Below are 23,763 nucleotides of genomic sequence, written 5' to 3' on the forward strand. Positions count from 1 at the left end.
GTGAACCTTCCATTACGTCCTCGTTAAGAGTCTCGATCTCGAGATTCCAAGGGCCTTGGACGTGTGGGCTTGCGGACCAAAGTCCTCCGGATGTGGAAAACGCAGCGTCTAACGTCCTGACGTATGACACAGCTGGACGCCCGGCCCCAGGTCGGAGACACGGTAAGCGGAGCCACCCCCCTGGGTGGCTCCGAGGGTGATGTGCGCGGCAAGGGTCTCGGCAAGGGGTCCGTCGGCCTCCTGGGAAGCGCCGTCATCGGCATCTCCACCGTTGCCCCCGTCTACTGCCTGACCTCGACCCTCGGCTCCACCGCCGGCGAGGTCGGCATGCAGATGCCGGCGATCTTCCTGGCGGGCTTCCTCCCGATGCTCCTGGTCGCCTTCGCGTACCGCGAGCTCAACAAGGCCATGCCGGACTGCGGCACCTCCTTCACCTGGACCGTGAAGGCCTTCGGCCCGCGGATCGGCTGGATGTGCGGCTGGGGCCTGGTGATCGCCACGATCATCGTGCTCTCCAACCTGGCCGGCGTCGCCACTTCCTACTTCTGGCTGCTGGCCGGCGAGGTCACGGGCAGCGAGTCCATAGCCGCCCTGGACGACAACAAGCTCGTCCACATCGTCACCTGCCTCACCCTGATCGCCGCCGCGACCGCCATCAGCTACCGCGGCATGACGGCCACCAAGGGCGTCCAGTACGCGCTCGTCGGCCTCCAGCTCGCGGTCCTCGCCATCTTCGTCGCGATGGCCTTCCAGAAGGCCTCGGCGGGCACCTTCGACACCGGCCTGGACTTCTCCTGGTCCTGGATGAACCCCTTCGCGGTCGAGTCCATGGCGGCCTTCACCGCCGGACTCTCGCTCTCGATCTTCATGTACTGGGGCTGGGACGCCTGCCTGGCCACCAACGAGGAGACCACCGGCTCCACGAAGACCCCCGGCCGCGCCTCGCTCATCGCGATGGTCGTCCTCGTCGGCTCCTACCTGGCCACCGGCATCGCCGCCCAGATGGCCGTCGGCTCCGGCGGCGAAGGCCTCGGCCTCGCCAACGAGGAGACCTCCGGCAACGTCTTCGCCGCCCTCGCCGGCCCGGTCATGGGCCCGGCCCTCGGCGTCCTGCTCTTCATCGCGGTGCTGGCCTCCGCGGCCGCCTCCCTGCAGACCACCTTCATCCCGGTGGCCCGCACGGTCCTGGCCATGTCCACGTACGAGGCGCTGCCGCCCTCCTACGCCAAGGTCCACCCGAAGTTCAAGACCCCCGGCCGCGCCACGATCATGGCGGGTGCCGCCACCGGTGCCTTCTACACGGTGATGACCCTGGTCAGCGAGAACGTCCTGACCGACACGATCTTCGCGCTCGGCCTGATGATCTGCTTCTACTACTCGCTGACGGCCTTCGCCTGCGTCTGGTACTTCCGCAAGGACCTGCGCAACTCCGCCCGCGACCTGTTCTTCAAGGGCGTCTTCCCGATCCTGGGCGGCGTGCTGCTGGCCTCGGTCTTCTTCAAGACCCTCTACGACGCCTGGGACCCGTCCTACGGCTCCGGCTCCACCCTCCCCGGCCTCGACGTCGGCAACGTCTTCGTCATCGGCGTCGGCCTGCTGGCCCTCGGCCTGGTGGTCATGTTCATCACCGAACGCCGCAGCCCCGCCTTCTTCCGCGGCGAGGTCCTGACGAAGTCCACCCCGTCCCTGGTGGTCCAGGACTGACCCCGGGGGCCCTCGCGGCCCCCACCCCCACCCGCTGTGTCATGCACGCCCGCGGCCCCGGATCGATCCTCCGATCCGGGGCCGCGGGCGTTGTCAGCCCGTCCCAAAGTGGGCGGGAGCGGTGACCCGGGGTGCGGCGGGGTCGTTGGGCGGGGCATGAACGTCATCAAGCGCAGCCTTGCCGCCCTCGTCCTGTCCGGGGGAGCGGCCCTCGCCCTCAGCCCCGCCGTCGCGCACGCCGCCGACGAGCCCGCCATCCAGGGGCCCCCGATCACCCAGCGCGTCGGCGAGATCGTCGACCACCCCGGGGGCGCCGTGAAGGACGCGAAGACGGCGGTGGAGATCACGGCCTCGGCCGCCGGGTCTGCGTCGAAGTCGGCCGACGCCTCCCTCGGCGGAGCCGGGAACGCGCTCTCCTCCGGGCTGCCGAAGCCGCCGAAGGTGAAGGCCTGAGGTTCAGCCGCCGGTACGGGGGCCCGTACGGGTGACCAGGACCAGCGGGACCTCGCGGCCGCCGGTCCGGGCCGCCGCGTCCCGGTAGGCCGCGTACGAGGGCATCGCGGCCACCACCAGCGGCCACAGCCGCTCCGCCTCCGCCGGGGTCGCGGGGCGGGCGAGCGCCGGGAAGGTCTCGGCGGCGACCTGGAGGGTGACGGCCGGGTCGGCGCTCAGGTTCAGGTACCAGGCCGGGTGGTGCCCGGCCCCCGCGTTGGACGCCGTGAGGACGTACGCGTCCCCCTCGGGCGCGGGCACGTAGGCCAGCGCCGTGCGCCGCGGCACCCCGGAGCGGCGCCCCCGGGTGGTCAGCAGCAGATCGCGGATCCCCGGGCGTGGCACCCCGCCGGTCTCCTCGAAGCGGCGGATGTGCTCCGCCACCCAGGGGTGCGGGCTGTCGGTGGGAGCCGGGCCCGTGGGCGCGGGGCTCGCGGGCGTTGCGGGCGGGGTGCCGGTCATGCCGCCGCCACCCCCGCGTGCGTCCGGTGCACGGTCGGGACCAGCACCTCGTCCAGGACGGCCCGGGCGAAGTCCGCGTACCGGATGCGGGCATCGGCGTCCGCGGGCGCGAAGGCGTAGCCGGGGGCGGCTCCGGCGCTGGCTCTGGCTCCGGCCTCGGCCCCGGCCCCGGTCCCGGCCTCCTCCGGCGTGAAGTCGCCCGACGGGCTCAGTACCGCCCAGTCCAGGGCCGCCGGGGCGGCCGCCCGCAGGGCTTCGGTGCCGGCGCCGTGGCCGACGTAGAACTCCCGCCACTCCTGCGGGTAGCCCGGGGTGTCCATCAGCGGTGTCCCGGACCGCGTGGGCAGGACCGAGGCCAGCCCGACCGACACCAGCCGCCCCACCCCGGCCCCGCCCAGCCCCGCCGCCAGCGCCCGGGCGGCCGCCGGGAAGAAGGTGCCCGGGGCGGCTCCCGGGTCGTAGACCGATGCCACCGCCGCGTCGTGCCCGGCGGCGAGCCGCGCCACGTCCGCCGCCGAGGTGACGTCCCCGTCCCCGCGCCCGGCTCCGGTCACCTCGAACCCCCGCGCCCGCGCCTCGGCGACGACGGCCCGGCCGACGCGCCCGCCGGCGCCGAAGACGATGATCCTGCGCCGTTCGCGCGGCGCTCCGTTCCCCTGGTTCCCCTGGTTCGTCATGCTCCGGACCCTAGGGGGAGGGGTGGTTACCGATCGGATACCGGCCTACCGTGTGGATCATGAGTCAGCCGCCCCCGCCCCTCGATCCCGAGATGTTCGACCCGGTCTGCCCCTCGCCGCTGGTGCCGTTCCGGATCGGCGACAAGTGGGCCGCGCTGATCCTGCGCTGCCTCCAGGACGGCCCCCGCCGCTTCTCGGAGCTCAAGGTCCCGCTGCGCGGGATCACCGCCAAGTCCCTCACCCAGTCCCTGCGCGGGCTGGAGCGGGACGGCTTCGTGGCGCGCACGGAGTACGAGACCCCGGAGCGCCGGGTCGAGTACGCCCTCACCCCGCTCGGGCGGGGACTGCTGGGCCCCCTGGACACGGCGTGCGCGTGGACGCGGGAGCACTGGGACGAACTGCTCGACGCCCGGGAGGAGGGGCGGTCGCGTCAGCCCCAGGTGCGGGAGGACAGTACGAGCTGGTAGCCGTCGGGGTCGGTGACGGTGACCCCGTAGGTGTCCCAGTACGGGTTGTGGGCGGGGGTACGGGTTCCGCCGTGCTCGACGAGCCGGGCCACGAGGGCCTCGTCGGGGGTCTCGCCGAGGTAGATCACGAAGAGGTCCTCGACGGTGGGGCAGGGCTCCACCGGGTTCTCCGGGTCGTGGGTCAGCTCGAAGTGCCAGCCGCCCCCGCGGGGCCCGACCATCAGCAGGTCGTGGTGCCCGGAGATCCGCTCCGTGGAGCGCCACTGCACGTCGAGCCCGAGCCCTCCCACGTAGAACCGCTCGGCGGCGGCCAGATCGAGGGAGGGGCGGGCGATCCGGACGTGCGCGCGTGAGTCGATCATGGGGGAGAGGGTACGGGCGGGGGTCCGGGCCGTCAGAGGAGGGGGCCGAGGTCGATGAGGTCCAGCCGGTCGGGATCGGTGAGCACGTCGATGGCGGTGATCCGGCCACCGGTGACCGTGAAGGCCATCACCGACATCAGCCGGCCCTCGACCACGCACACCACTCCGGCCGCCCCGTTGACGAGCACGGGACGGACGAACGGGGCCAGCGCGCTGTAGAGGGCCGCCTGCGAGCCCACGATCCGGGCGCCGGTCAGCACCACCGACTGGTTCGCCCGCCCCAGGCCGCCGTCCGAACGCAGGACGACGTCCGGGTGGAGCAGGGACAGCAGCGCGTCGAAGTCCCCGTCGCGGGTGGCCGCGAAGAACGCGCTGACGGCCTCGCGCTGCCGTCCCGGATCCGGATCCGGGACGGGCGCCCGCCCCTGGACGCGGCGCCGCGCACGGCTGGCGAGCTGCCGGGTGGCCGTCGGTGTCCGGTCGAGCAGCAGGGCGATCTCGTCGAAGGGCACGGAGAACATGTCGTGCAGGACGAAGGCCAGCCGCTCCGCCGGAGCGAGGGATTCGAGCACCACGAGCAGCGCCAGCCCGACCGAATCGGCGAGCAGCACTTCCTGCTCGGGGTCGGCCGCGCCGCCCTCCCGGGTCAGGACGGGGTCGGGCATCCGGGGAGCGGCGGAGTCCGGGTCCAGCCGGGCGTCGAGGGAGTCCTCGCGGCGGGCCTCGCGGGCCCGCAGCCCGTTCAGGCAGACCCGGGCCACGACCGTCGTCAGCCAGCCGCCGAGGTTCTCCACGTCACTGACATCGGTGCGGCTCAGCCGCAGCCAGCCCTCCTGGACCGCGTCCTCGGCCTCACCGATCGACCCGAGCATCCGGTAGGCGACGGCCCGGAGGTGGGAGCGGTGCTCCTCGAAGCGGAGAGCGAGCGGGCCCTGGCCCTCCGGGGCCGCGTCCATGTCCATGTTCTTGTCCTTGGTCACGTCCCCGGATCAGTCCTTGCGCCCCGTAGCGGCTACGGTCACGCCCAGGCCGATCATCGCGAGCCCGCCGGCCCCGCCCACGGCGGAGAGCCGCCGCGGCGAGCGCGAGAACCAGTTCCGGGCGGTCGCGGCCACCAGGCCCCAGGCGCTGTCGCAGACCACGGCGATCAGGTTGAACACCAGCCCGAGCAGCAGCATCTGGGCGGTGACGTGCCCCTGCTCGCGGTCCACGAACTGCGGCAGGACGGCGGCGAAGAACACGATCGTCTTCGGATTGGCCACCCCGACGGCGAAGCCCTCCCACAGCGACCGCCAGTTCCCGTATGAGGCCTCGCCCGCACCGAACTCCGCCCGCAGCGAGCGCCGTTGCCGGAAGGCCTTGACCCCCAGGTAGACGAGGTACGCGGCACCCGCGAGCTTGAGCGCCGTGAACACGAGCACGGACCGCTCCACGACGGACCCCACCCCGAAGGCCACGGCGACGACGAGCGCGTACGCGCCCAGCGTGTTCCCGGCCACGGTGATCAGCGCGGCCCGCCGCCCCTGGGACAGCGCCCGCCCGACGACGAAGAGCACGCTCGGCCCGGGAATGAGGATCAGCAGCAGCGACATGGCGGCGAACGCCAGCAGCCGGTCAGTGGACACCATGCGGTCCATCGTTCCGGACGGGCGGTGGGAGGGAAAGGGGATTTCAAACGGGTTGCCGCGGCCGGGGCCGTCGGATAGGAAGCTCGCATGCTAAAGGGCAGCACCATCGGGCTGAGGGCCCGGCACGAGGACGACATTCCCCTCCTGCACGCCGGTCTGCACGACGACGTGGTCACCGCTTCGCGGGCCTCGGTGCGCCCGTGGCGGCCGCTCCAGGCCGGCTCGCAGGCCCTGCCCTTCGTGGTGGACGACAAGGAACCGGACCGGGTGCAGTTCTCCGTCGTGGACCTGGAGGGCGGCGGTGCGCTGGTGGGCGCCGCGACCCTGTGGGGCATCGACGACCACAACCGGTCCGCGCACATCGGAGTCGAGCTGCTGCCGGCCGCCCGGGGCAAGGGCCACAGCACCGAGGTGGTCGAGGTCCTGTGCCACTACGGCTTCGTCGTACGCGGCCTGCACCGGCTGCAGATCGAGACGCTCGCGGACAACGTCGCGATGCTCCGCGCCGCCGAGCGCAACGGCTTCGCCCGCGAGGGCCTGCTGCGCTCCTCGGCGTGGGTGATGGGCGAGTTCCTGGACGAGGTCCTGCTCGGCCTCCTGGTCCGCGACTGGAAGCCCGACGTCTCCGTCAGCCGGCCTTCTTGATCAGTTCGACCTGCAGCGCGGACATGCCGTCCCTGTTCTCGGTGTGGTAGATGCTCGCCTGGACGTACGCCACGACAGTGCCGACGCGCATGACGGTGCGGGTGCCGGAACTGCCGTTGGAGAACGCCTGGGTTTCATCCGCGCCGGTGGTGAACCGAGTCGGCTCGGGTGCGGGGTCGCCGCTCGCCGTCTTGGCCGCCATGCCCTTCATCGCGGCACTCGCGGCCTCCTTCGAATCGAACGAGAAGAGGGTGAACTCGACCTCGTCGTCATCCGCGTTCCCCCTCGCGGCAGCCTCCTTGTGGCCTGCGGCCACCAGGCCGGTGCACGGGGTGCCGGTGTCCTTGGCGCACTGCTGGCGCGCCGGTTCTCCGTCTATCGCCGCCAGGTCGTCGCCGACGTAGACGTCGCCCAGCTGCTCGTTGGTCGGCAGCGCCGCCCGGACCTGCTCCACGGTCAGGGGACCGGACTTCTTGCCCTTCCCGTCGCCGCCTCCGATAGGGGCAACGCCCACGGGCGAATTCGCGGCGTCCTCGTCACCCCCGCAGCCGGTCAGCGCCGCCACCAACGCCACTGCACACACGGTCGCCCGCACAGCGAACTTCACTCTGAACTCCCCATCATGCTCCGCACTTTGAAGATCCAACTGTACGGAGTACCCGCAGCTCAGGGCCCGGTGACCCCGCCCACGAACGCGGCCCAGGTCCTGGGGGACACGGCGAGCTCGGGGCTGGTCGTCAGCTTCGAGTCACGGATGTGGACGGAGTCGGCGCAGCTGGCGACCTCGACGCAGTCGTCGCCGTCGCCGCTGCTGTAGGTGGACTTGTGCCAGGAGAGGGCGACCTCGACGCAGCTGTCGCCGTCGCCGCTGCTGTAGCTGCTCTTGAACCACCGGAGCCGGGAGCTGTTCACAGGGAACCTCGCAATCGCATCAACAGGCCCGCGCTGTCCGCTGGATTGAGGGCCTGGATGCGAAGTTTGGCATACCGCTGGTGGAGGAGGCTGACGTCTTTCGGGCTCGAGATCACCTGACCCATCTGCTGTCCCTCGCTGTAGCCGAGCCAGTCGTTTTCCTCCGTTTCAAGGAGCTGGAAGGCTCCGCCTAGCCCCGCATGTTCGGGGCTGACCCGAGGCATGATCTGCAGATCGACATTGGGCAGTCGGGCACACGCGAGAAGGTGGTCGATCAGCTCGACGGTCACCCCTGGGCCGCCTGTCTGTCGCTCGATCACCGCCTCGTCGAGGATGAAGCTGAAGATCGCGTACGGCGTGCGGTGCAGCACCTTCTGCCGTTTCAGCCGTGCCGTGATGCGGGCTTCCGTTTCGTCCGCCGTCGGTAGCGGCAGTACTGCGGCGATCAGTGCACGGGCGTAGGACTCCGGCTGTAACAGGCCCGGGACCGAGCGCGATTCGTACGTATTCAGAGTCACCGCCCCCTCCTCCAGCTCCGCCCACCGCCGGAACCACTTCGCCAGTCCCCGCCGCCGCGTCAACTGCTTCGCTGCGATGCGGATGACGCCGAAGGCGTCCAACACCTCCTCCACCCGGTCCACGAACCTCGTGGACGGATGCCGTCGCCCCTGCTCCACCGACCCGATGTACTGCACGGAGTACCGGATCAGCGGGTGCAGTTGCTCCTGGGTCAGGCCGGCCCGTTTCCTGAAGGCCTTGACCGTCTCGCCGAAGTTCCGCAGGTCGGCGTCGGGCTCGACCTCGTGGTCACCGCCGTCACCGCTGTCGTCGACACTCGCCATGGAGGTCACCTCCCCGGCGCCATGTTCACTGTCGGTGACCGCGACTGTCCAGAGCGCGAACTCGTACAGATGAAAAGTAGCGGTTCGCTTGCTGGGGAACGGCCCTGCCCACACGGGAGTTTGGTGCCATGACCGTACCCTCGGGCGCCGACCGGGCCCTCGCACGCACGTTCACTCAGCGTTTCAGCTCCACCCGGCGCGGCGCCCGCCTGGCGCGGCAGCTGGCGCTCGTCGAGCTGCACGACTGGGGCATCCCCGAGCGGACCGGGCTGTCGGAGGACGCCGGGCTGCTCGTGGCCGAGCTCGCCGCCAATGCCGTGGCCCACGGGCGGGTTCCCGGGCGGGACTTCGAGCTCCGGCTGAGCCTGCTCCCCGGGGCGCTGCGCATCGAGGTGTCCGACGCCCGCCAGGACCGTCGCCCGGCCGTCCGGCCGCACGCGTACGGGGCCGAGGCGGGCTACGGCATGCGCATCGTCGAGGCGGTCGCCGCCGACTGGGGGGTCAGGGACCGGCTGGTCGGGAAGACGGTCTGGGCGGAGCTGACGGTGCGGGCGCCTTCAGTGGCCCCCTGAGCGGTGGTGCTCGGAGGCGAGCACCCAGATGAGGAGCCGGCCGTCCTCGATCGTGTAGACGGCCTGGTAGTCGCCGACGTGGAGGCGGAGCCACCGGCGTGCGGGGTGCCCGTGCAGGGGCCTGGTGTCGAAGGCCGTCGTGTCCCCCGCCGTGAGGGCCGTCTGGAACTCGGTGAGCCGCTGCAGGATGCGCAGGGCGTCGGGGCGGGGGACTCCGAGCAGGTCACGCTGGGCGTGCGGGGTGAGGCGGGCGACGTAGGCGGTGGGTCCCATCGGTCAGCAATCCTCGTGACGCAGGACGGCGGCCATCTCGTCGAGCGTGGCGGACCCCGCCGATCCCGCGCGCTCGGACTCGTCGGCCAGTTCGTTCAGCCACGCGTCCTCGGCCTCGTCCACGAACCGGCGGAGCTGCCGGTACTCCTCGATGCCGATCACGACGGCTTCCTGCTCGCCGCCGCGCGTGATGATCGTGGGGACCCCTTCGCGGTGCGCGCGGTCCACGACGTCCGCCACGTGGCCGCGCACTTCCGCCAGGGACTCGGTCACAGGCTCACTCATACAGCGAATGTCTCAGAGGTACTGCGCGAAGTCGTCGAGGACGCGCAGGATCTCCGGCTCCTCCTCCGAGGGGAGCTGGAGGACGACCTCCTCGATGCCCAGGTCGGCGTAGTGGGACATCTTGCCGGGGGTCGGCTGGACGGCGTACGGGACCACCTGGAGGGACTTGGGGTCGCGGCCCGCGGCCTCCCAGACCTGGCGGAGGGCCGGGAGCGACTCCGTCAGGCCGCCTCCGCCGATCGGGAGCCAGCCGTCGCTGTGGTCGGCGATGGCCGCGAAGAGCTTCGGGCCGGCCTGGCCGCCGATCAGGGTGCGCGGGCCGTACAGGGGGACGCCCGGGGCGAGTTCGCGCGGGGACTGGGCCGGCTTCGGGTGCGCGGAGCTGGCCTGGACGGAGGAGAACTGGCCGACGTACGCCGTGGGGTGCGGGGACCACAGGGTCCGCATCAGGGCCATGCGGTCGCGGACCAGTTCGCGGCGGGTGCGCCAGTCGACTCCGTGGTCGGCGGCCTCCTCGACGTTCCAGCCGTAGCCGATGCCGAGGGTGACCCGGCCGCCGGACAGGTGGTCCAGCGTGGCGACCTGCTTCGCGAGGTCGATGGGGTCGTGCTGGGCGACGAGGGTGATGCCGGTGCCGAGGTGGAGCCGCTCGGTGACGGCGGAGGCCTGGCCGAGGGCGACGAAGGGGTCCAGGGTGCGGCCGTACATCTCCGGGAGCTCGCCGCCCATGGGGGCCGGGGTGACGCGGCTGACCGGGATGTGGGTGTGCTCGGGGAGGTAGAGGCCGGAGAAGCCGCGTTCCTCCAGGGCGCGGGCCAGGGGGACGGGGGCGATGGTCCGGTCGGTGAGGAAGACGGTCGCGGCGATCCGCATGGGCGCTGACACCTCCGTGGTGTGGGGAGGGCCAAAGTACGGCTTCGCGCGTGCGGAGGGCAGGGGCGTGCGTCGGCCACGGTGGTGGCGGTGGTCACGGTCCGCGGCCCGTGCGCGGGCCGTCTGCGGCCCGCCGGTGTCACCCTCGCGGGTAGCGGGTCAGCCAGGTGGTGGAGGCGGCGGCCGGGCCGTGCAGGGCGGGGCCCTGGGTCATCTCCAGGGCGAAGTCGTCGGCGAGTTCCAGGACCGTGGCGCGGCCCTCCAGTCCGGCGAGCCACGCCGCCGGGAGGGCCGTCTCGCCGTGCTGGGCGCCGAGCAGGGCGCCGCACAGGGCGCCGGTGGCCGCGGAGTCGCCGCCGTGGTTCACGGCGAGGCGCAGGCCGTGCGCCACGTTCTCGGCGACGAGCGCGCAGTACACGGCGATGGCGAGCACCTCTTCCGCGGAGCGGCCGTAGCCGGGGGACAGGCCCTCCACCGTCTGCGGCGACGGCGCGCCCGTGGTGACGGCGCCGAGCGCGCGCTGCAGGGCGTCGGTGACGGGCTGGTGGCCGGGGCGGACGCCGAGCAGGCCCAGGGCGCGCTGGACGGCGGCGTCGAGGGACTCGCCGCGGGTCAGGCCGTGCACGATGACGGCGTGGGCGCCGGCCGAGAGGTAGGCGGTGGGGTGCCCGTGGCTCTGCACGGCGCACTCGACGGCGAGTTGCAGGACGAGCGCCGGCTCCCAGCCGACCAGCAGCCCGAAGGGTGCGGAACGGGTGGCGGCGGCCGGGTCCACGGCGGTCGGGTTCTTCGGCTGGGCGAGCGTGCCGAGGACTCCGTCGGCGAAACCGGTCAGGCAGGAGCGCTCGGGGGAGCGCCGGGCGTAGAGCCACTCCTCCTGCGCGAGCCAGCCGTTGTCCTCGCGGCGCTCGTCGGGGCCCCAGTCGCTCTGGGTGAGGGACCAGCGGAGGTGCGCCTGGTGCACGTCGGTCGGCGGGTGCCAGGCGCCGGTGTCCCGGCGTACGTGGGCCCGTATCAGGCCGTCCACGGTGAACAGGCCGAGCTGGGTGGCGGCGGTGACCGTGGCCCGGGGGGCCGGCTCCGTCAGGCCCGCCGGGCCGTGGGCCTCGAGCAGCTCGGGGAGGGAGAGGGGGGCTACGGGGGCGCCGAGGGCGTCGCCGATGGCGGAGCCGAGGAGGGTGCCGCGGACGCGGCTGCGGAAGTCCTGCTGCTCGGTGCGGCCCCAGAGGCCGGTCGTGACGGCGGCGCGGCCGCCGAGGGTGGCGCCGGCGGCGGGGCCGGTGGCGGGGCCGAGGCTGGTGGCTCCGCGGGTGGCTCCGCCGGTGGGCACGGGTGACTGTTCCGCTGCTCCGGGGCTGCCCTGTCGCTCCCCGGACGTTTCCGTCGCCGTGTCCATGTCGATCCCCCCGGACTGCCCGCGCGTGCTCTGGCGGCACTGTAGTGGACAGTACCGATCGCGTCCGGAACCAGTCGGTCATGGGGGCGGTATGGGGGCGGGGAACGGCTGGATTCCGCCGGTCCGCGGGGGAGCCCGCGGGCGCGATCCTTCTGCACCCGCGGGCGGTTCCAGCCGGGCGGGGTGCTCAGCAGGCCGTTACCCACAGGGAGCTGATGTTGTCATTCCGGTTGTACTGGGAGGTGTTGCCCTTCCAGTTGCCCACCGGCCACGTGGAGCCCTGCTTGTTGGTGTCCACGTACGTGCAGACCGTCTTGCCGGTCCTGTTCCATACCGAGGAGACCTTGTCGTTCAGGCGGTAGTCGCCCAGGTTGTTGGTGCCGCTGCGGAAGTACGCCGCTCCGCCGTATCCGTTGTCGTGCTCGTAGACGCAGAACTCGCCGACCTCGCAGTTCCGCCAGGGCGTCTCGGCGGCGGGTGTCGCCGCCGCGGGTGCGGTGAGTGCTGCGGACATGACCAGGCCCGCAGCAGCGGTGCAGATGAGGAGGGAGCGTCGCGTTGACATCACAAGATCCGCCTTTGGTTGGGAACATGTGGATTCCTTCCCTCCACTAGAGCAGCTGGATGCCGGGAGCCACCTGCGAGAAAAAGCCTTTCTTATGGCGCGTAGGGGGACATCTCCCCTTTCGACGTACAGATGTGACGTTTCTTCTCGGATGTCATCGGCGGGTGCCGGTCTTCTTTTCCCTGGCGGCCAGGCGAGTGGCACGTTTTGTCAGTGGACTTACGCCCGGTCGATTTCGGCCATGCAGAGTTCACATTGCGTTATTCGGAGGCCAAGAGTCTCGGGGCCATGAAGAAGGCACTGCTCGCCGCGACCGTCGTCGCCTCCACGCTCACCGTCGCCATCGTCGCGGCCCCCGCCGCCTCCGCCTCCGGGTGGGACCTCCCCTGGGGCGGACGCCACCACGGCCGCTCCGCCGTTCCGTTCACCGAGGCCACCGTCACCGCCGGGGCCGATGGGGCGTACACCCTGAAGTGGAACGCCAAGGGCACCAAGCGGGTGGAGATCAGGGCGAACGGCAAGGTCGTCGCCAAGGGCGGCGCCCGGGGCGAGGCCCTCGTCAGCGGGCTGCCCTCCGCCGACCGGCAGTGGTTCGACTTCGAGCCCGACCGCGGTCAGGGCCTGCGCCTCGCCGACCGGCTGATCAAGCTCGACGGCACCTCCAACTTCCGTGACGCGGGCGGCTACCGCACCACGAACGGCCAGTGGGTCAAGATGGGCGAGATCTACCGCTCCGACGCCCTCAACAAGCTCACCGACAACGACCTCGCCAAGCTCCAGCGCCTCCGGGTCAAGACGATCTTCGACCTCCGCATGGAGAGCGAGCGCACCAAGGACGCCGACAGGGTCCCGGCCGGCGCCAACTACGTCGTCGCCGACGTCTTCGCGGGCTCCGGTTCCTTCCAGGTCATGCCCAGGACCCCCGACGAGGCCGTGAAGGCCATGGTCGACGCCGAAAGGGCGATGGTCAGCGGCGAGGGCGGCAAGAAGGCCTACACCCAGGTCTTCGAGGGCATGGAGCGCGACCGCGACCGCTCCGTCCTGTTCCACTGCACCGCGGGCAAGGACCGTACGGGCTGGGCGAACGCCTCCCTGCTGACCGCCCTGGGCGTGCCGAGCGAGACCGTGATGGCCGACTACCTGGCCAGCAACGACTACCGCAAGGCCGCCAACGACGCGATCCTCTCGCACCTGCCGGCCGCCCAGGCCGCCGTGTACAAGCCGCTGCTCGACGTGCGCCCCGAGTACCTCAACGCCGGGTACGAGGAGGTCCGGGCGAAGTTCGGCAGCTTCGACGCCTACCTCGAGGACGGCCTCGGCATCGACGGCCGCGAGCTGAAGCAGCTGAAGAAGGACTTGCTGGTGGGCTGATCCCCGGCCACGCCCGACGGGCCCCGCGCACGCGTGCGCGGGGCCCGTCGGGCGTGCAGCCCCTCAGTCCAGGACCGGCAGCAGTTCCGGCAGGTGGCCGTCCGAGGCGCGGGCCGCGGCCTGGCGTTCCTCCGGGACCTCCCCGTAGAGGGTCGTACGGGCCTTCGCGGGCCGGCCGGCCGCCTCGGCGACGGCGATCAGGTCCTGGACGGACTTGTACGAGCCGTAGCTGGAGCCCGCCATCCGGGAGATGGTCTCCTCCATCAGCGTCCCGCCCAGGTCGTTGGCGCCCGAGCGGAGCATCTCGGCCGCGCCCTCCGAGCCCAGCTTCACCCAGCTGGTCTGGATGTTGGTGATGTGCGGGTGGAGCAGGATGCGGGCCATCGCCGTCACCGCGCGGTTGTCGCGGACCGTCGGGCCGGGCCGGGCGATGCCCGCGAGGTAGACGGGGGCGTTGGTGTGGATGAAGGGCAGCGTCACGAACTCCGTGAAGCCCTCGACCCCCTTCGCGTGCGCCTCCTGCTGCATGCGGGCCAGCGTGCGGAAGTGGCCCAGCCAGTGGCGGGGCTGGTCCACGTGGCCGTACATCATCGTGGAGGAGGAGCGGATGCCCAGCTCGTGCGCCGTGGAGACCACGTCGATCCAGTCCGCCGCCGGCAGCTTGCCCTTGGTGAGGACCCAGCGGACCTCGTCGTCCAGGATCTCCGCCGCCGTGCCGGGGATGGAGTCGAGCCCGGCCTCCCGGGCCGCCGTCAGCCAGTCCCGTACCGACATCCCCGTGCGCGTCGCCCCGTTGACGACCTCCATCGGGGAGAAGGCGTGCACGTGCATGCCGGGGACGCGCTCCTTCACCGCCCGCGCGATGTCGAAGTAGGCCGTCCCGGGCAGGTCCGGGTGGATGCCGCCCTGCATGCACACCTCGACCGCGCCCACGTCCCACGCCTGGGCGGCGCGGTCGGCGACCTGGTCGAGCGAGAGGGTGTAGGCGTCCGCGTCCGTGCGGCGCTGCGCGAAGGCGCAGAAGCGGCAGCCGGTGTAACAGACGTTGGTGAAGTTGATGTTGCGGGTCACGATGTACGTGACGTCCTCGCCCACCACCGACTTGCGCAGGTCGTCCGCGATCCGGCACAGCGCGTCCAGCGCCGGGCCGTCCGCGTGGAGCAGGGCGAGCGCCTGCCCGTCGGTGAGCTTCGTCGGGTCGTCGGCGGCCTGCGCCAGCGCGCCCCGTACGTCGGTGTCGATGCGCTCCGGCACCATGCCGGGGGCCGCGGCCTCGCGCAGGGCCTCCCAGTCCCCGTAGACCTCGTCGAAGTCGTCGCGGCGGTCGCCGGTACGGCCCTGCGTGTCGATGGTGGTGTGCAGGTCGGTGCGGCCGTAGGAGGCGAAGCCCTCGTCCGGCTCCTGCCACGGTCGGCCCTCCACGGTCGCGGACTCGTCGGCGAGCCCGGTCTCCGCATCGGCCAGCGCCCGTACGTGCGGCAGCAGGCGGGGGTCCAGCCAGGGTTCGCCGCGCTTCAGGAACTCCGGGTAGATGGTGAGGCGTTCGCGCAGCTCGAAGCCGGCGGCGGCGGTGCGTGCGGCCAGCTCCTCGATGTGCGGCCAGGGGCGCTCGGGGTTCACGTGGTCGGGGGTGAGCGGGGAGACCCCGCCCCAGTCGTCGATGCCGGCGCCGATGAGCAGCGCGTACTCGGAGTCGACCAGGTTCGGCGGGGCCTGGATGCGGGCGCTCGGGCCGAGGATGTGGCGGGCCACGGCGATGGCCGCCGCGAGCTCCTCCAGCTCCGCGTCGGGCATGCCGCGCATGGCCGTGTCCGGCTTGGCCCGGAAGTTCTGGACGATGACTTCCTGGATGCCGTGGTAGCTGCGCTGGATCCGGCGCAGCTCGAAGAAGGCGTCCGCGCGCTCCTCGTAGGACTCGCCGATGCCGATCAGCACCCCGGTGGTGAAGGGGACGTTGGAGCGGCCCGCGTCCTCCAGGACGCGCAGCCGGACGGCCGGGTCCTTGTCGGGGGAGCCGTAGTGCGGGCCGCCGGGCTCGGACCACAGCCGGGTGGCGGTGGTCTCCAGCATCATGCCCATCGAGGGGGCCACCGGCTTCAGGCGCTGGAGGTCGGACCAGGACAGCACGCCCGGGTTGAGGTGGGGGAGGAGGCCGGTCTCCTCCAGGACGCGGATGGCCATGGCGCGCACGTAGGCGAGGGTGTCGTCGTAGCCGTGCGCGTCGAGCCACTCGCGGGCCTCGGGCCAGCGGTCCTCGGGCCGGTCCCCGAGCGTGAACAGGGCTTCCTTGCAGCCCATGGCCGCGCCCTTGCGGGCTATGTCGAGGACCTCGTCGGGGGACAGGTACATGCCGTGGCCCTCGCGGCGGAGCTTGCCGGGGACGGTGACGAAGGTGCAGTAGTGGCACTTGTCGCGGCACAGCCGGGTGAGGGGGATGAAGACCTTGCGCGAGTACGTGATGACGCCGGGCCGGCCTGCGGCTTCGAGTCCGGAGTCCCGTACCCGGGCGGCGGAGGCGGCGAGGTCCCTGAGGGCCTCGCCGCGCGCCTGCAGGAGCACGGCCGCCTCGGTGGCGTCGAGCGCGACGCCGTCGCGGGCGCGGCGGAGCGCACGGCGCATCGAGTTCTCGGTCGGAGCGTCACTCGGAGTGGTCATGGCCCGAGCATACGATCCGCTCGCGCGGGCGCGGAGAGGGTCATCGCATCAGCTCACCGGCGTTGACCAGCAAGGACTGGCCGGTTATCGCCCGTGCGCGGTCGGATGCGAGGAAGGCGGCGGCGTCGGCGACGTCCCCGTCGGTGGCCAGGTCCGGCAGCGCCATGCGGTCGGTGAGCCGGGCGTGCACCTCGGCCTCCGGCACGCCCTCGGTGTGCGCGGTGAAGGTGACGAAGGCCTGCACCGGGGGACCCCACATCCAGCCGGGGAGCACGGTGTTGACGCGGATCCGGTGCGGGCCGAGCTCGCGCGCCATGGAGTACATGGCGGAGGTCAGTGCCCCCTTGGAGGCGGCGTAGGCGGCCTGCTGCACCTCGTTGGGGGCGGCGACGGCGGACTGGGTGCCGATGATGACGACGGAGCCGCCGGCCCGCTTGAGCGCGGGCAGTGCGGCGCGGGTCATCCTCAGCGTGCCCAGCAGGTTCACGTCGAGGATCTGCTGCCAGGTGCCGAAGTCGGCGTCCTCTAGGCCGCCGAAGTACGAGTCCCAGGCGGCGACGTGGACGACGGCGTCGACCCCGCCGAAGCGCTCCTGGGCGAGGGCGGCGAGGGCCTCGCACTGGCGCTCGTCGGAGATGTCGGTCGGCAGGTACGCGGTGTGCGTGCCGTCGGGGTCGATCTCGGCGGCGGACTTGGCGAGGTTGGCCTCGGTCCGCGCCCCGAGCACGGCGTTGCCGCCGTCCCGGACGACGGTGGCGGCCACCTGATGCCCGAGCCCGGCGCCGACGCCGGAGACGATGACGGTCTTGCCTTGCAGCAGCAGCGACATGGTGCGGACTCCTCCTGAACCCCGGCCAACATCTGACGGTCCGTCAGGCTACGACGCGACGCGCGGGGAAGGAACCCCCCGGCACAGCCCCGTTCCCGGGGGCCGGCCCCCGGTGCCCGGCGCCTCAAGCACCGACGGGGCTGAAAGATCGCCTCAAGCGCCGGAGGGGCTGGATTTGGCCGGGGTCGGCCCGCAGGTGCGGGTCGGGGGTGCGGGGCGCCGCTGCGCGGGCCTTCCCGGGCGCTGCCCGGACCCGCTCCTCAAACGCCGGAGGGGCTGGATGTGGCCGGGGTCGGCCCGTGGGTGCGGGTTGGGGGTGGGGGGCGCCGCTGCGCGGGCCTTTCCGGGCGCTGCCCGGACCCGCTCCTCAAACGCCGGAGGGGATGGATTTGGCTGGCCTCGGCCTGCACGTGAACGCCGGAGGGGCTGGAAAATCCAGCCGTCCGGCGTTTGAGGACCGGGGTCTGGGGCGGAGCCCCAGGAGGGGTCCGGGCAGAGCCCGGGGGCTCTTTCCGGTCCGGGCGGAACTCGGGGGTCGGGGTCCGGGCGGAGCCCGGGGGCCCTTTTCGGTCCGGGCGGAGCCCGGGGGTACACCCAGCCCCGCCGGCGTTTGAGGCGCGGGGTCTGGGGCGGAGCCCCAGGGGGGCCGGGCGCAGCCCGGGGGCCCTGCAGTCAGCCCGTCCGGCGTTTGAGGACCGGGGGCCGGGCGGAGCCCGGGGGTACACCCAGCCTCGCCGGCGTTTGAGGCGCGGGTCCGGGCGGAGTCCGGGGAACGGGGGAAGGGCGGGTCGGGGACAGCACCGCAGGGTCGCCCCCCGCCAGGCGTTAGCCGGACAGGCGGGTCAGGCCCTCCTGGATTTCCTGCGGGGTGTGGGTTGTGAAGGAGAGGCGGAGGGTCCGCGGGTCCGGGTCGTGGGCGAAGAAGGGGGCTCCGGGGACGAAGGCGACGCCCCGGGAGGTGGCTGCGTGGAAGAGGGCCGTCGCGTCGTGGGACTCGGGGAGGCGGGCCCAGACGAACATGCCGCCCTCCGGGTGGTTCCAGCTGGAGCCGAGAGGGAGCGCGTCGGCCAGGCCTGATAGCAGCGCGTCCCGCCGGATTCGGTACGCGTCGCGGACCACCGCCACGTGCGCGTCCAGGTCCGCCGTCCGGAGGTACTCCGCCGCCGCCAGCTGGTCCACCGTCGAGGTGTGCAGGTCCGCCGCCTGCTTCGCGAGCACCGCCCCCCGCAGCAGCGCCGCCGGCGCCCGCAGCCAGCCGAGCCGCAGCCCGGGGGCCATGACCTTCGAGAAGCTGCCGAGGAGCGCCGTACGGTCCTCGGCCCCGGGGTACGCGGCGAGCCGGGGCAGTTCGAGCCCCTCGTAGCGGAGGTCCCCGTACGGGTCGTCCTCCAGCAGCCACAGGCCGAGCCGGGCGGCAATCGCCGCGATCTCCGCGCGCCGGTCGGCGGGGAGGGTGCGGCCGGTGGGGTTCTGGAAGGTGGGGATCGTGTAGAGCAGCTTGGGGCGTTCGCGGGCCACGAGCTCCGCCAGCGCGTCCGGGAGGATGCCCTCGTCGTCGCAGGGCACGGGGACCACCCGGGCGCCGGCGAGCCGGAACCCCTGGAGCGCCGCCAGGTAGGTGGGGTTCTCGACGAGCACCGTGTCGCCCGGCTCGATCAGCGCGGTCGTGATCAGGCCGAGCCCCTGCTGCGATCCGGTGGTGATCAGCAGCTCGTCCCCGGTGGTCGCCAGTCCGCGCCGGCTGATCCGGTCCGCCACCGCCGCGCGCAGTTCGGGGGCGCCCTCGGTGGTCGAGTACTGGAGGGCGCGGCCGGCGGACCGCGCGAAGGCGGCGTCGTACGCGGCCCGCAGGCCCTCGGTGTCGAAGAGTTCGGGCGCGGGCAGGCCGCCGGCGAAGGAGATCATGCCGGGCTGGGCGGTGACGGCGAGGATCTCGCGCACGGCGGAGGGCGCGGTCGTGCGGATCCGGGCGGCGAAGGCCGGCGGTGGGGTGACAACGGCGGGCGCTGAGGCGGGCACGGTGGCTCCTTCGGGAGGCGGGTGCGGGCATCGTAGCCGCAAGAAGATGTAGACGACACATATGTATCGGATGCTGAACGCCCCCCAGGGGCTCCCTATCTGACGTCACATCAGCTAGACCGTCCCTCATGACAGCAGACGAGCGGAACACCCGTGCCGACGACTACGCCGAGCTCGCCTCGGTCGGCCCCTACGGAGTCCACCCCGGCCACGCGCTGATCACCATGGTCGAACCGCACCCGGGCCACGAGTTCGCGTACAACCGCTGGTACGAGGACGACCACTACTACGCCGGCGCCATGGCCATGCCCTGGATGTACGCGGGCCGCCGCTGGGTCGCCACCCGCGAGCTCCAGGAGCTGCGCTACCCGGAGAAGTCGGCGGTCGCCCAGCCCGTCACGGCCGGGTGCTACATCTCCACCTACTGGGTCACCGAGGGCCGCTACGACGAGCACATGAAGTGGACCGTCGGCATCAACAAGCGCCTCAACCGCGACGGCCGGGTCTACCAGGACCGCACCCACGTCTTCACCGCGTTCCAGGACCACGAGGCCACCGTCTACCGGGACGGCGCCGCGGGCCCCCGCGACTTCCACGCCCTCGACCACCCCTACGGCGGGCTCGTGGTGCAGGTCATCGACGCGGAGGGCCCCGAGCAGCGGGCCGAGCTGCTGGAGTGGCTCCGCTCGCGGGCCCTGCCGAAGCGGCTGGCCGGCTCGCCGGCCGCGATGGTCACGGTCTTCCGGCCGACGCCGCTGCCCGGGGACCGGATGACGTACGTCAAGCAGGTGGAGGGGGTCGACACCCGGCTGACCCTGCTGTGGTTCCTGGAAGCCGACCCGCGCAGCTGCTGGGACCGCTTCCAGGGGCTGGACGCGGAGGTCGCGGAGTCCGGGCTCGGGCGGGTGGAGCTGGTGGCGCCGTTCATCCCGACGGTGCCGGGGACGGACCGGTACGTGGATCAGCTGAGGTAGTCCGGGGTCCGGACATGGCCGAGCCCCCTCGGCAGGCGACGGCGGGCCGGTCGAGAGGGCTCCAGTCAGTGGTGCAGGTAGTGCAGGTGGTGCTGGTGGTGCTGGTGGTGCTGGTAGTGATGGTGCTTCTGGCCGTGAGGGGCGCCTCGACGTTCAGACGAGACGTCCCAGCCGACCCTCGGTCACATCGGCGACGAAGGAGGTCCAAGAGTCGGGCGCGAAGGTGAGGGACGGGCCGTCCTGCACCTTCGAGTCGCGGACGGCGATGGACTCGACGACGGGGGACTTGACCTCGACGCAGGCGCCATTGGCGGAGTACGAGGACTTGGTCCAGTTTTCCGTTGCACCTTGACGAATAGCCATGTTTCTCTCCGGTTCAGCGAGTGGTTCCGGTGTCGTGTCGGCCATTGCTCCGGCTGACGTGATCGACGCTACCGGCAGCTCCCGTTGCGCGAAGAGGACGTTCACCCGACCGAGTGGCATATTCCATTCAGGCCTTCTGCGGCCGGGGAGCGACGGTGTACCGTACCGGCCTTTTCTGCGGACCTCTCTTCGGAGCTCATTTCCCCTTGCCCGCGAAGTCCTCGATGATCTGCGCGATGAACTGCCTCGTCTGGTCCACGTTGTGGGCCTGTGCGCGCAAATGTTCGTACATCACGCTGTATTTCTGGACGTCATTGGCCTTCTCCAGGTACAAGTCGCTCGTCACGCCTTCGATGTAGACGACCGTCGAGTCCGAAGCGTCCGGGAATTCCAGAATGGCGTACTGGCCGTTGACGCCCGGGTGGGCGCCCACCGAGAAGGGCATCACCTGGACCGTGACGTGAGGCTTCTCCGACTGCTCTATCAGGAACTCCAGCTGCCGGATCATGAGCTGCGCATCGCCCACGTGCCGCCGCAGGGCGGCCTCGTCGATGACTGCCCACAGGCGCAGCGGCCCGATCTCGGGATTGCTGTTCTCGGTCTCGTGCAGCCGCTTCTGGCGGTGCATCCGGACCTGGACGCGCTTCTCCACGTCGACGGGAGCCGTCTCCGGCCATGCGCCGCGGACGAGCGACTGGGCGTACTCCGGGGTCTGGAGCAGCCCCGGGATCACGAGGGGTTCGTAGGTGCGCAGGCTGGCGGCGTCCGTCTCCAGGCCGATGTAGACGCTGTACGGGATGTCGCCGAAGGCGTGCCACCAGCCCTGCTGGCGGGAATCCTTGGCCATCTGCATGAGGGAGTCGACGAGCCGGCGGTCCTCGACCTCGTAGACGTCGCACAGGTCGCGGACGTCGCGCTGGCTGATGGAACGGCGGCCGTTCTCCAGCCGGCTGATCTTCGACTGGGAGACGAGCAGGCGTTCCGCGACCTGCTCGGCCGTCATGCCTTTGTCCTCGCGCAGTTTGCGCAACTCCATGCCCAGTCGGCGGCGTCGGACGGTGGGATTGACATTGGACGCCACGTGAACGGCACCTCCGCCTTCTTCTGTTGCTGTCGTGTGCTGCTGTCGTGTCTTGTCGCTTTGCTGTCTCTCTGCGTGTCTGCTGGTGAGCAGACTGCCACCGAAGCACGCGGCCTCGCTGGGGAACGGGCGGGAAAAGCAAACGCGCGGGACGGCGGGACCGGCGTACCGGCCCCGTCGCCCCGCGCGTCGGCGGTTGCGATTGCTGCTGCCTTGCTGCCTTGCTGTCCTGCGTGCCTTACGTGTCCTGCTGGTGGATCAGTGCGCGGCCGCGCGGGCCATCGCACCGGTCCGGCGCGGCTGCAGCGGGACGGCTGACGCCGTTGCCCGTGCGGGCTGCGCCTGTGCCCGGTCGCGGCGCGGCTGTGCGGCCACGCCGTTCTGGACGTCCATGACGGCGTGAGCCACCAGTCCGCCCATCGGGTCGTGCCGGATCAGGTCCCGCAGCCGGGACCTGGACGACCGACCCTCGTTGCCGGGGTACAGGTGCTTGCCGAGTCCGACCGCGTGGGCCAGTGCGGCAAGCGCCGCGGTCCGCGGGTCCGGCGGTACGCCGGTGCGGATCGCACTGTCCAGCCGGCCACGGATCTCCCGGCTGATCGCTGTGTCGGTCGCTTGGTAGCGAGTCGTCGGCAGCACCCCGCACATCTGGCCCGCGACGGCATGGACCATGCCGCAGCGCTCCAGGTGAGCGAGGTAAATCTGACGGAGCCCCAGTCGGGGTCCGCCGATCCAGTGGACGGCCCGAACCGGGCTGCCGCGCCTGCGCAGCAGTTCCAGTGCGGAGTCCAGAGTCGGATCTCCTGTCGGCCGTGGCATCACCACGGCGATACGATCCCCATCAGGGGCTATCCGTCCTGCCAGAGCCAGCTCCACTAGCTGTGCCCCGGCCAGGCCGAGGTCGAGCGACTGCGGCTGCGCCGTGGTACCCGTGGCCGGGTCCAAAGCGAGCAGCAGAAGCTCCTCCGGAATTGTTCTGCGGCTCCTGCCCATCCATGCCTCCCCGCGTGGATGAGTGACAGGGTGACGCCTCTCACATTCATCTGTCGAGAGCGCCTGGCCGCTTTGTGGGGGAACCGTCAGCTATGTCGTTCTCGTCTAGCACGGGGGCGATGCCCCCTAGACGGGACACTGTTAGACATTCGGACAGCCGGACGTGAAGGCGAACGAGGAGGAACTGGTGGCGGGCGAGTCCCCCGACAAGTCGGTTGATGAAGGAACGTCGGGGACGACGGAGTCGTCCGAGGGGCGTGATCCGAGGGCGTCGCTGTTCCGCCCGAGGGACTCGGATGACGGGTCCGCGGAGCGGGATCCGCTGCGCGAAGCGGTGGCCGCGTGGGTGGCCACGGCGGAGCCGTCGCCCTCCGGGGGCGAGGAGTCCGACGAGGCGGGCGCGCCGGGCGCGCCGGCCGCACCGGGTGCGGAGACCGAGGTCTTCAAGGCCCTGCCCGCGGAGGCGGCCCCGTCCCGGGCCTCCGCCGCGGCTCCGGCTTCCGATCCCGATTCCTCTTCCGCTTCGGGGTCGGGCGGCGACGGCGACGGAGGCGAGCGCACGGCGGTGTTCCGCACGGCGACGCCCGCGCCTGCCGCCCCCTCCGCCTCCGCCGCCTCCACGGATTCCGCTTCCGGGCGTCCGGTTGACGCGCCCCAGGGTGATTCCGCGGCCCCTGCGGACGCCTCGGATGCCGAGCCCGCGACTGCTCCCCGTGCCGACGGGAGCGCGGCCGAGGCCGGTGCGGATGCTGCCCGACCTGCGGGTCCCGCCTCCGAGCCCGAGCCCTCGGCCGCGCGCGCAGCGGGCGACCGTACGACCGCCTCCGGCGCCGTGCCGGCGCCGACCGCAGCCGACCGCGCCAAGGGTTCCGCTTCTACATCTTCTTCCGCTTCGTCTTCGTCTTCGACTTCGCACGACTCTGCTGCTGCTGCCGCTGCCGCTGCCGGGTCGCTCCAGGGCGACCGCACGGCATCGTCCACCGATCGTGCTACGGGTTCCGCTTCGGGCGACTCCGCGGCTGGTGCCGCCGGGTCGGTCGAGAGCGAGCGCACCGCGGTGTTCCGTACGGTCACGCCGCCGGCCGACGCAGACCGCTCCGCTTCGGCGCCGACCGACAGCGAGCGCACGTCCGCGTTCCGCACGACGCCCACCCCGCCGCCGTCCGACACCCGCCGCCCCACTGACACCCCGCCTGCGCCGACCTCTCCGGATGCCCGGACTCCTTCGAGCGCCCCGGCATCCCCGGCGGCTCCCGGTGCTCCGGCTGCGCCGGGCTCTCCGGCGGCCTCGGGTGGGCCCGGCGTTTCGAGGGCTCCGGGCTC

At 72.0% G+C, this 23,763-nt stretch carries 26 protein-coding genes; 7 read left to right on the forward strand and 19 right to left on the reverse strand.

Annotated features, from left to right (window positions below):
• Positions 1-123 precede the first annotated feature (123 nt).
• Together NLX94_RS32705 and NLX94_RS32710 are read left to right on the forward strand one after the other, a co-directional pair.
• Positions 124-1,704: an APC family permease gene (locus tag NLX94_RS32705; RefSeq protein ID WP_254386759.1), complete on the forward strand. Its 1,581-nt coding sequence runs from the start codon at positions 124-126 to the stop codon at positions 1,702-1,704.
• 156 nt (positions 1,705-1,860) lie between these two features.
• On the forward strand, positions 1,861-2,157 hold the full coding sequence (locus NLX94_RS32710; RefSeq protein ID WP_254386760.1) for a hypothetical protein: 297 nt from the start codon (positions 1,861-1,863) through the stop codon (positions 2,155-2,157).
• Positions 2,158-2,160: 3 nt separating this feature from the next.
• Here the strand turns inward: NLX94_RS32710 and NLX94_RS32715 are convergent, their stop codons facing one another.
• Entirely contained in the window at positions 2,161-2,658 is a 498-nt protein-coding gene (locus tag NLX94_RS32715; protein WP_254386761.1) for a nitroreductase/quinone reductase family protein, read from the reverse strand.
• A complete protein-coding gene (locus tag NLX94_RS32720; protein WP_254386762.1) occupies positions 2,655-3,335 on the reverse strand; it encodes an NAD(P)H-binding protein in 681 nt (226 codons plus the stop codon). The genes NLX94_RS32715 and NLX94_RS32720 overlap by 4 nt, the downstream gene beginning before the upstream one ends.
• Before the next feature lie 59 nt (positions 3,336-3,394).
• Here NLX94_RS32720 and NLX94_RS32725 point away from each other — a divergent pair, with 59 nt between their 5' ends.
• Complete coding sequence (locus NLX94_RS32725) at positions 3,395-3,802, forward strand: helix-turn-helix domain-containing protein (RefSeq protein WP_254386763.1); 408 nt, start codon at positions 3,395-3,397, stop codon at positions 3,800-3,802.
• Here the strand turns inward: NLX94_RS32725 and NLX94_RS32730 are convergent.
• From NLX94_RS32730 to NLX94_RS32740, 3 genes are read right to left on the reverse strand one after another with little or no spacing between them, the layout of a single operon-like run.
• Complete coding sequence (locus NLX94_RS32730; protein ID WP_254386764.1) at positions 3,766-4,164, reverse strand: VOC family protein; 399 nt, start codon at positions 4,162-4,164, stop codon at positions 3,766-3,768. The two genes, NLX94_RS32725 and NLX94_RS32730, sit on opposite strands and share 37 nt — an antisense overlap.
• A 32-nt stretch (positions 4,165-4,196) precedes the next feature.
• Positions 4,197-5,120, reverse strand: a complete 924-nt coding sequence (locus NLX94_RS32735) for a sigma-70 family RNA polymerase sigma factor (protein ID WP_254386849.1) — start codon at positions 5,118-5,120, stop codon at positions 4,197-4,199.
• 33 nt (positions 5,121-5,153) lie between these two features.
• Entirely contained in the window at positions 5,154-5,792 is a 639-nt protein-coding gene (locus NLX94_RS32740; protein ID WP_254386765.1) for a LysE family translocator, read from the reverse strand.
• Positions 5,793-5,879: 87 nt separating this feature from the next.
• On the opposite strand from NLX94_RS32740, the gene NLX94_RS32745 reads away from it, so the two are divergent.
• The gene (locus NLX94_RS32745; RefSeq protein WP_254386766.1) at positions 5,880-6,437 is read left to right on the forward strand and encodes a GNAT family N-acetyltransferase; all 558 of its coding nucleotides are present in this window, start codon (positions 5,880-5,882) and stop codon (positions 6,435-6,437) included.
• Here NLX94_RS32745 and NLX94_RS32750 read toward each other — a convergent pair.
• The 3 genes from NLX94_RS32750 to NLX94_RS32760 all read right to left on the reverse strand — a co-directional run bounded on the left by NLX94_RS32750 (position 6,421) and on the right by NLX94_RS32760 (position 8,191).
• A complete protein-coding gene (locus NLX94_RS32750; RefSeq protein ID WP_254386767.1) occupies positions 6,421-6,951 on the reverse strand; it encodes a hypothetical protein in 531 nt (176 codons plus the stop codon). The genes NLX94_RS32745 and NLX94_RS32750 overlap by 17 nt on opposite strands.
• A 152-nt stretch (positions 6,952-7,103) precedes the next feature.
• Entirely contained in the window at positions 7,104-7,349 is a 246-nt protein-coding gene (locus NLX94_RS32755) for a DUF397 domain-containing protein (RefSeq protein ID WP_254386768.1), read from the reverse strand.
• Entirely contained in the window at positions 7,346-8,191 is an 846-nt protein-coding gene (locus NLX94_RS32760; protein ID WP_254386769.1) for a helix-turn-helix transcriptional regulator, read from the reverse strand. Before NLX94_RS32760 ends, NLX94_RS32755 begins: the two co-directional genes overlap by 4 nt.
• 128 nt (positions 8,192-8,319) lie before the next feature.
• Here NLX94_RS32760 and NLX94_RS32765 point away from each other — a divergent pair, with 128 nt between their 5' ends.
• Entirely contained in the window at positions 8,320-8,763 is a 444-nt protein-coding gene (locus NLX94_RS32765; protein WP_254386770.1) for an ATP-binding protein, read from the forward strand.
• Here NLX94_RS32765 and NLX94_RS32770 read toward each other — a convergent pair.
• From NLX94_RS32770 to NLX94_RS32790, 5 genes are all read right to left on the reverse strand, one after another.
• Positions 8,749-9,036, reverse strand: coding sequence for a type II toxin-antitoxin system RelE/ParE family toxin (locus NLX94_RS32770; protein ID WP_254386771.1), 288 nt, complete (start codon positions 9,034-9,036; stop codon positions 8,749-8,751). The two genes, NLX94_RS32765 and NLX94_RS32770, sit on opposite strands and share 15 nt — an antisense overlap.
• A gap of 3 nt (positions 9,037-9,039) precedes the next feature.
• Positions 9,040-9,321, reverse strand: a complete 282-nt coding sequence (locus tag NLX94_RS32775) for a type II toxin-antitoxin system Phd/YefM family antitoxin (RefSeq protein WP_254386772.1) — start codon at positions 9,319-9,321, stop codon at positions 9,040-9,042.
• 12 nt (positions 9,322-9,333) lie between these two features.
• On the reverse strand, positions 9,334-10,194 hold the full coding sequence (locus NLX94_RS32780; protein WP_254386773.1) for a TIGR03619 family F420-dependent LLM class oxidoreductase: 861 nt from the start codon (positions 10,192-10,194) through the stop codon (positions 9,334-9,336).
• Between the two features lie 139 nt (positions 10,195-10,333).
• Positions 10,334-11,590: an ADP-ribosylglycohydrolase family protein gene (locus tag NLX94_RS32785; protein WP_254386774.1), complete on the reverse strand. Its 1,257-nt coding sequence runs from the start codon at positions 11,588-11,590 to the stop codon at positions 10,334-10,336.
• Positions 11,591-11,777: 187 nt separating this feature from the next.
• Positions 11,778-12,155, reverse strand: a complete 378-nt coding sequence (locus NLX94_RS32790) for a peptidase inhibitor family I36 protein (RefSeq protein ID WP_254386775.1) — start codon at positions 12,153-12,155, stop codon at positions 11,778-11,780.
• Positions 12,156-12,443: 288 nt separating this feature from the next.
• On the opposite strand from NLX94_RS32790, the gene NLX94_RS32795 reads away from it, so the two are divergent.
• Positions 12,444-13,526, forward strand: a complete 1,083-nt coding sequence (locus tag NLX94_RS32795) for a tyrosine-protein phosphatase (protein WP_254386776.1) — start codon at positions 12,444-12,446, stop codon at positions 13,524-13,526.
• A 63-nt stretch (positions 13,527-13,589) separates the two neighbouring features.
• On the opposite strand, the gene NLX94_RS32800 is transcribed toward NLX94_RS32795, so the two are convergent.
• The 3 genes from NLX94_RS32800 to NLX94_RS32810 all read right to left on the reverse strand — a co-directional run bounded on the left by NLX94_RS32800 (position 13,590) and on the right by NLX94_RS32810 (position 19,029).
• On the reverse strand, positions 13,590-16,181 hold the full coding sequence (locus NLX94_RS32800) for a bifunctional FO biosynthesis protein CofGH (RefSeq protein ID WP_254386777.1): 2,592 nt from the start codon (positions 16,179-16,181) through the stop codon (positions 13,590-13,592).
• Between the two features lie 40 nt (positions 16,182-16,221).
• Complete coding sequence (locus tag NLX94_RS32805) at positions 16,222-17,010, reverse strand: SDR family oxidoreductase (RefSeq protein ID WP_254386778.1); 789 nt, start codon at positions 17,008-17,010, stop codon at positions 16,222-16,224.
• A gap of 825 nt (positions 17,011-17,835) precedes the next feature.
• Positions 17,836-19,029 (reverse strand): PLP-dependent aminotransferase family protein, encoded by a 1,194-nt coding sequence (locus tag NLX94_RS32810; protein ID WP_374684055.1) that lies wholly within the window; start codon positions 19,027-19,029, stop codon positions 17,836-17,838.
• A gap of 128 nt (positions 19,030-19,157) precedes the next feature.
• On the opposite strand from NLX94_RS32810, the gene NLX94_RS32815 reads away from it, so the two are divergent.
• Positions 19,158-20,003: a hypothetical protein gene (locus NLX94_RS32815; RefSeq protein ID WP_254386779.1), complete on the forward strand. Its 846-nt coding sequence runs from the start codon at positions 19,158-19,160 to the stop codon at positions 20,001-20,003.
• Positions 20,004-20,156: 153 nt separating this feature from the next.
• On the opposite strand, the gene NLX94_RS32820 is transcribed toward NLX94_RS32815, so the two are convergent.
• The 3 genes from NLX94_RS32820 to NLX94_RS32830 form a co-directional block, all read right to left on the reverse strand.
• Positions 20,157-20,366, reverse strand: coding sequence for a DUF397 domain-containing protein (locus tag NLX94_RS32820; RefSeq protein ID WP_254386780.1), 210 nt, complete (start codon positions 20,364-20,366; stop codon positions 20,157-20,159).
• Positions 20,367-20,562: 196 nt separating this feature from the next.
• Positions 20,563-21,447: a helix-turn-helix transcriptional regulator gene (locus NLX94_RS32825; RefSeq protein WP_243341875.1), complete on the reverse strand. Its 885-nt coding sequence runs from the start codon at positions 21,445-21,447 to the stop codon at positions 20,563-20,565.
• Between the two features lie 258 nt (positions 21,448-21,705).
• Positions 21,706-22,440: a GPP34 family phosphoprotein gene (locus NLX94_RS32830; protein ID WP_254386781.1), complete on the reverse strand. Its 735-nt coding sequence runs from the start codon at positions 22,438-22,440 to the stop codon at positions 21,706-21,708.
• Positions 22,441-23,763 lie beyond the last annotated feature (1,323 nt).

It is taken from the genome of Streptomyces sp. TBY4, assembly GCF_024213195.1.
Classification (GTDB): domain Bacteria; phylum Actinomycetota; class Actinomycetes; order Streptomycetales; family Streptomycetaceae; genus Streptomyces.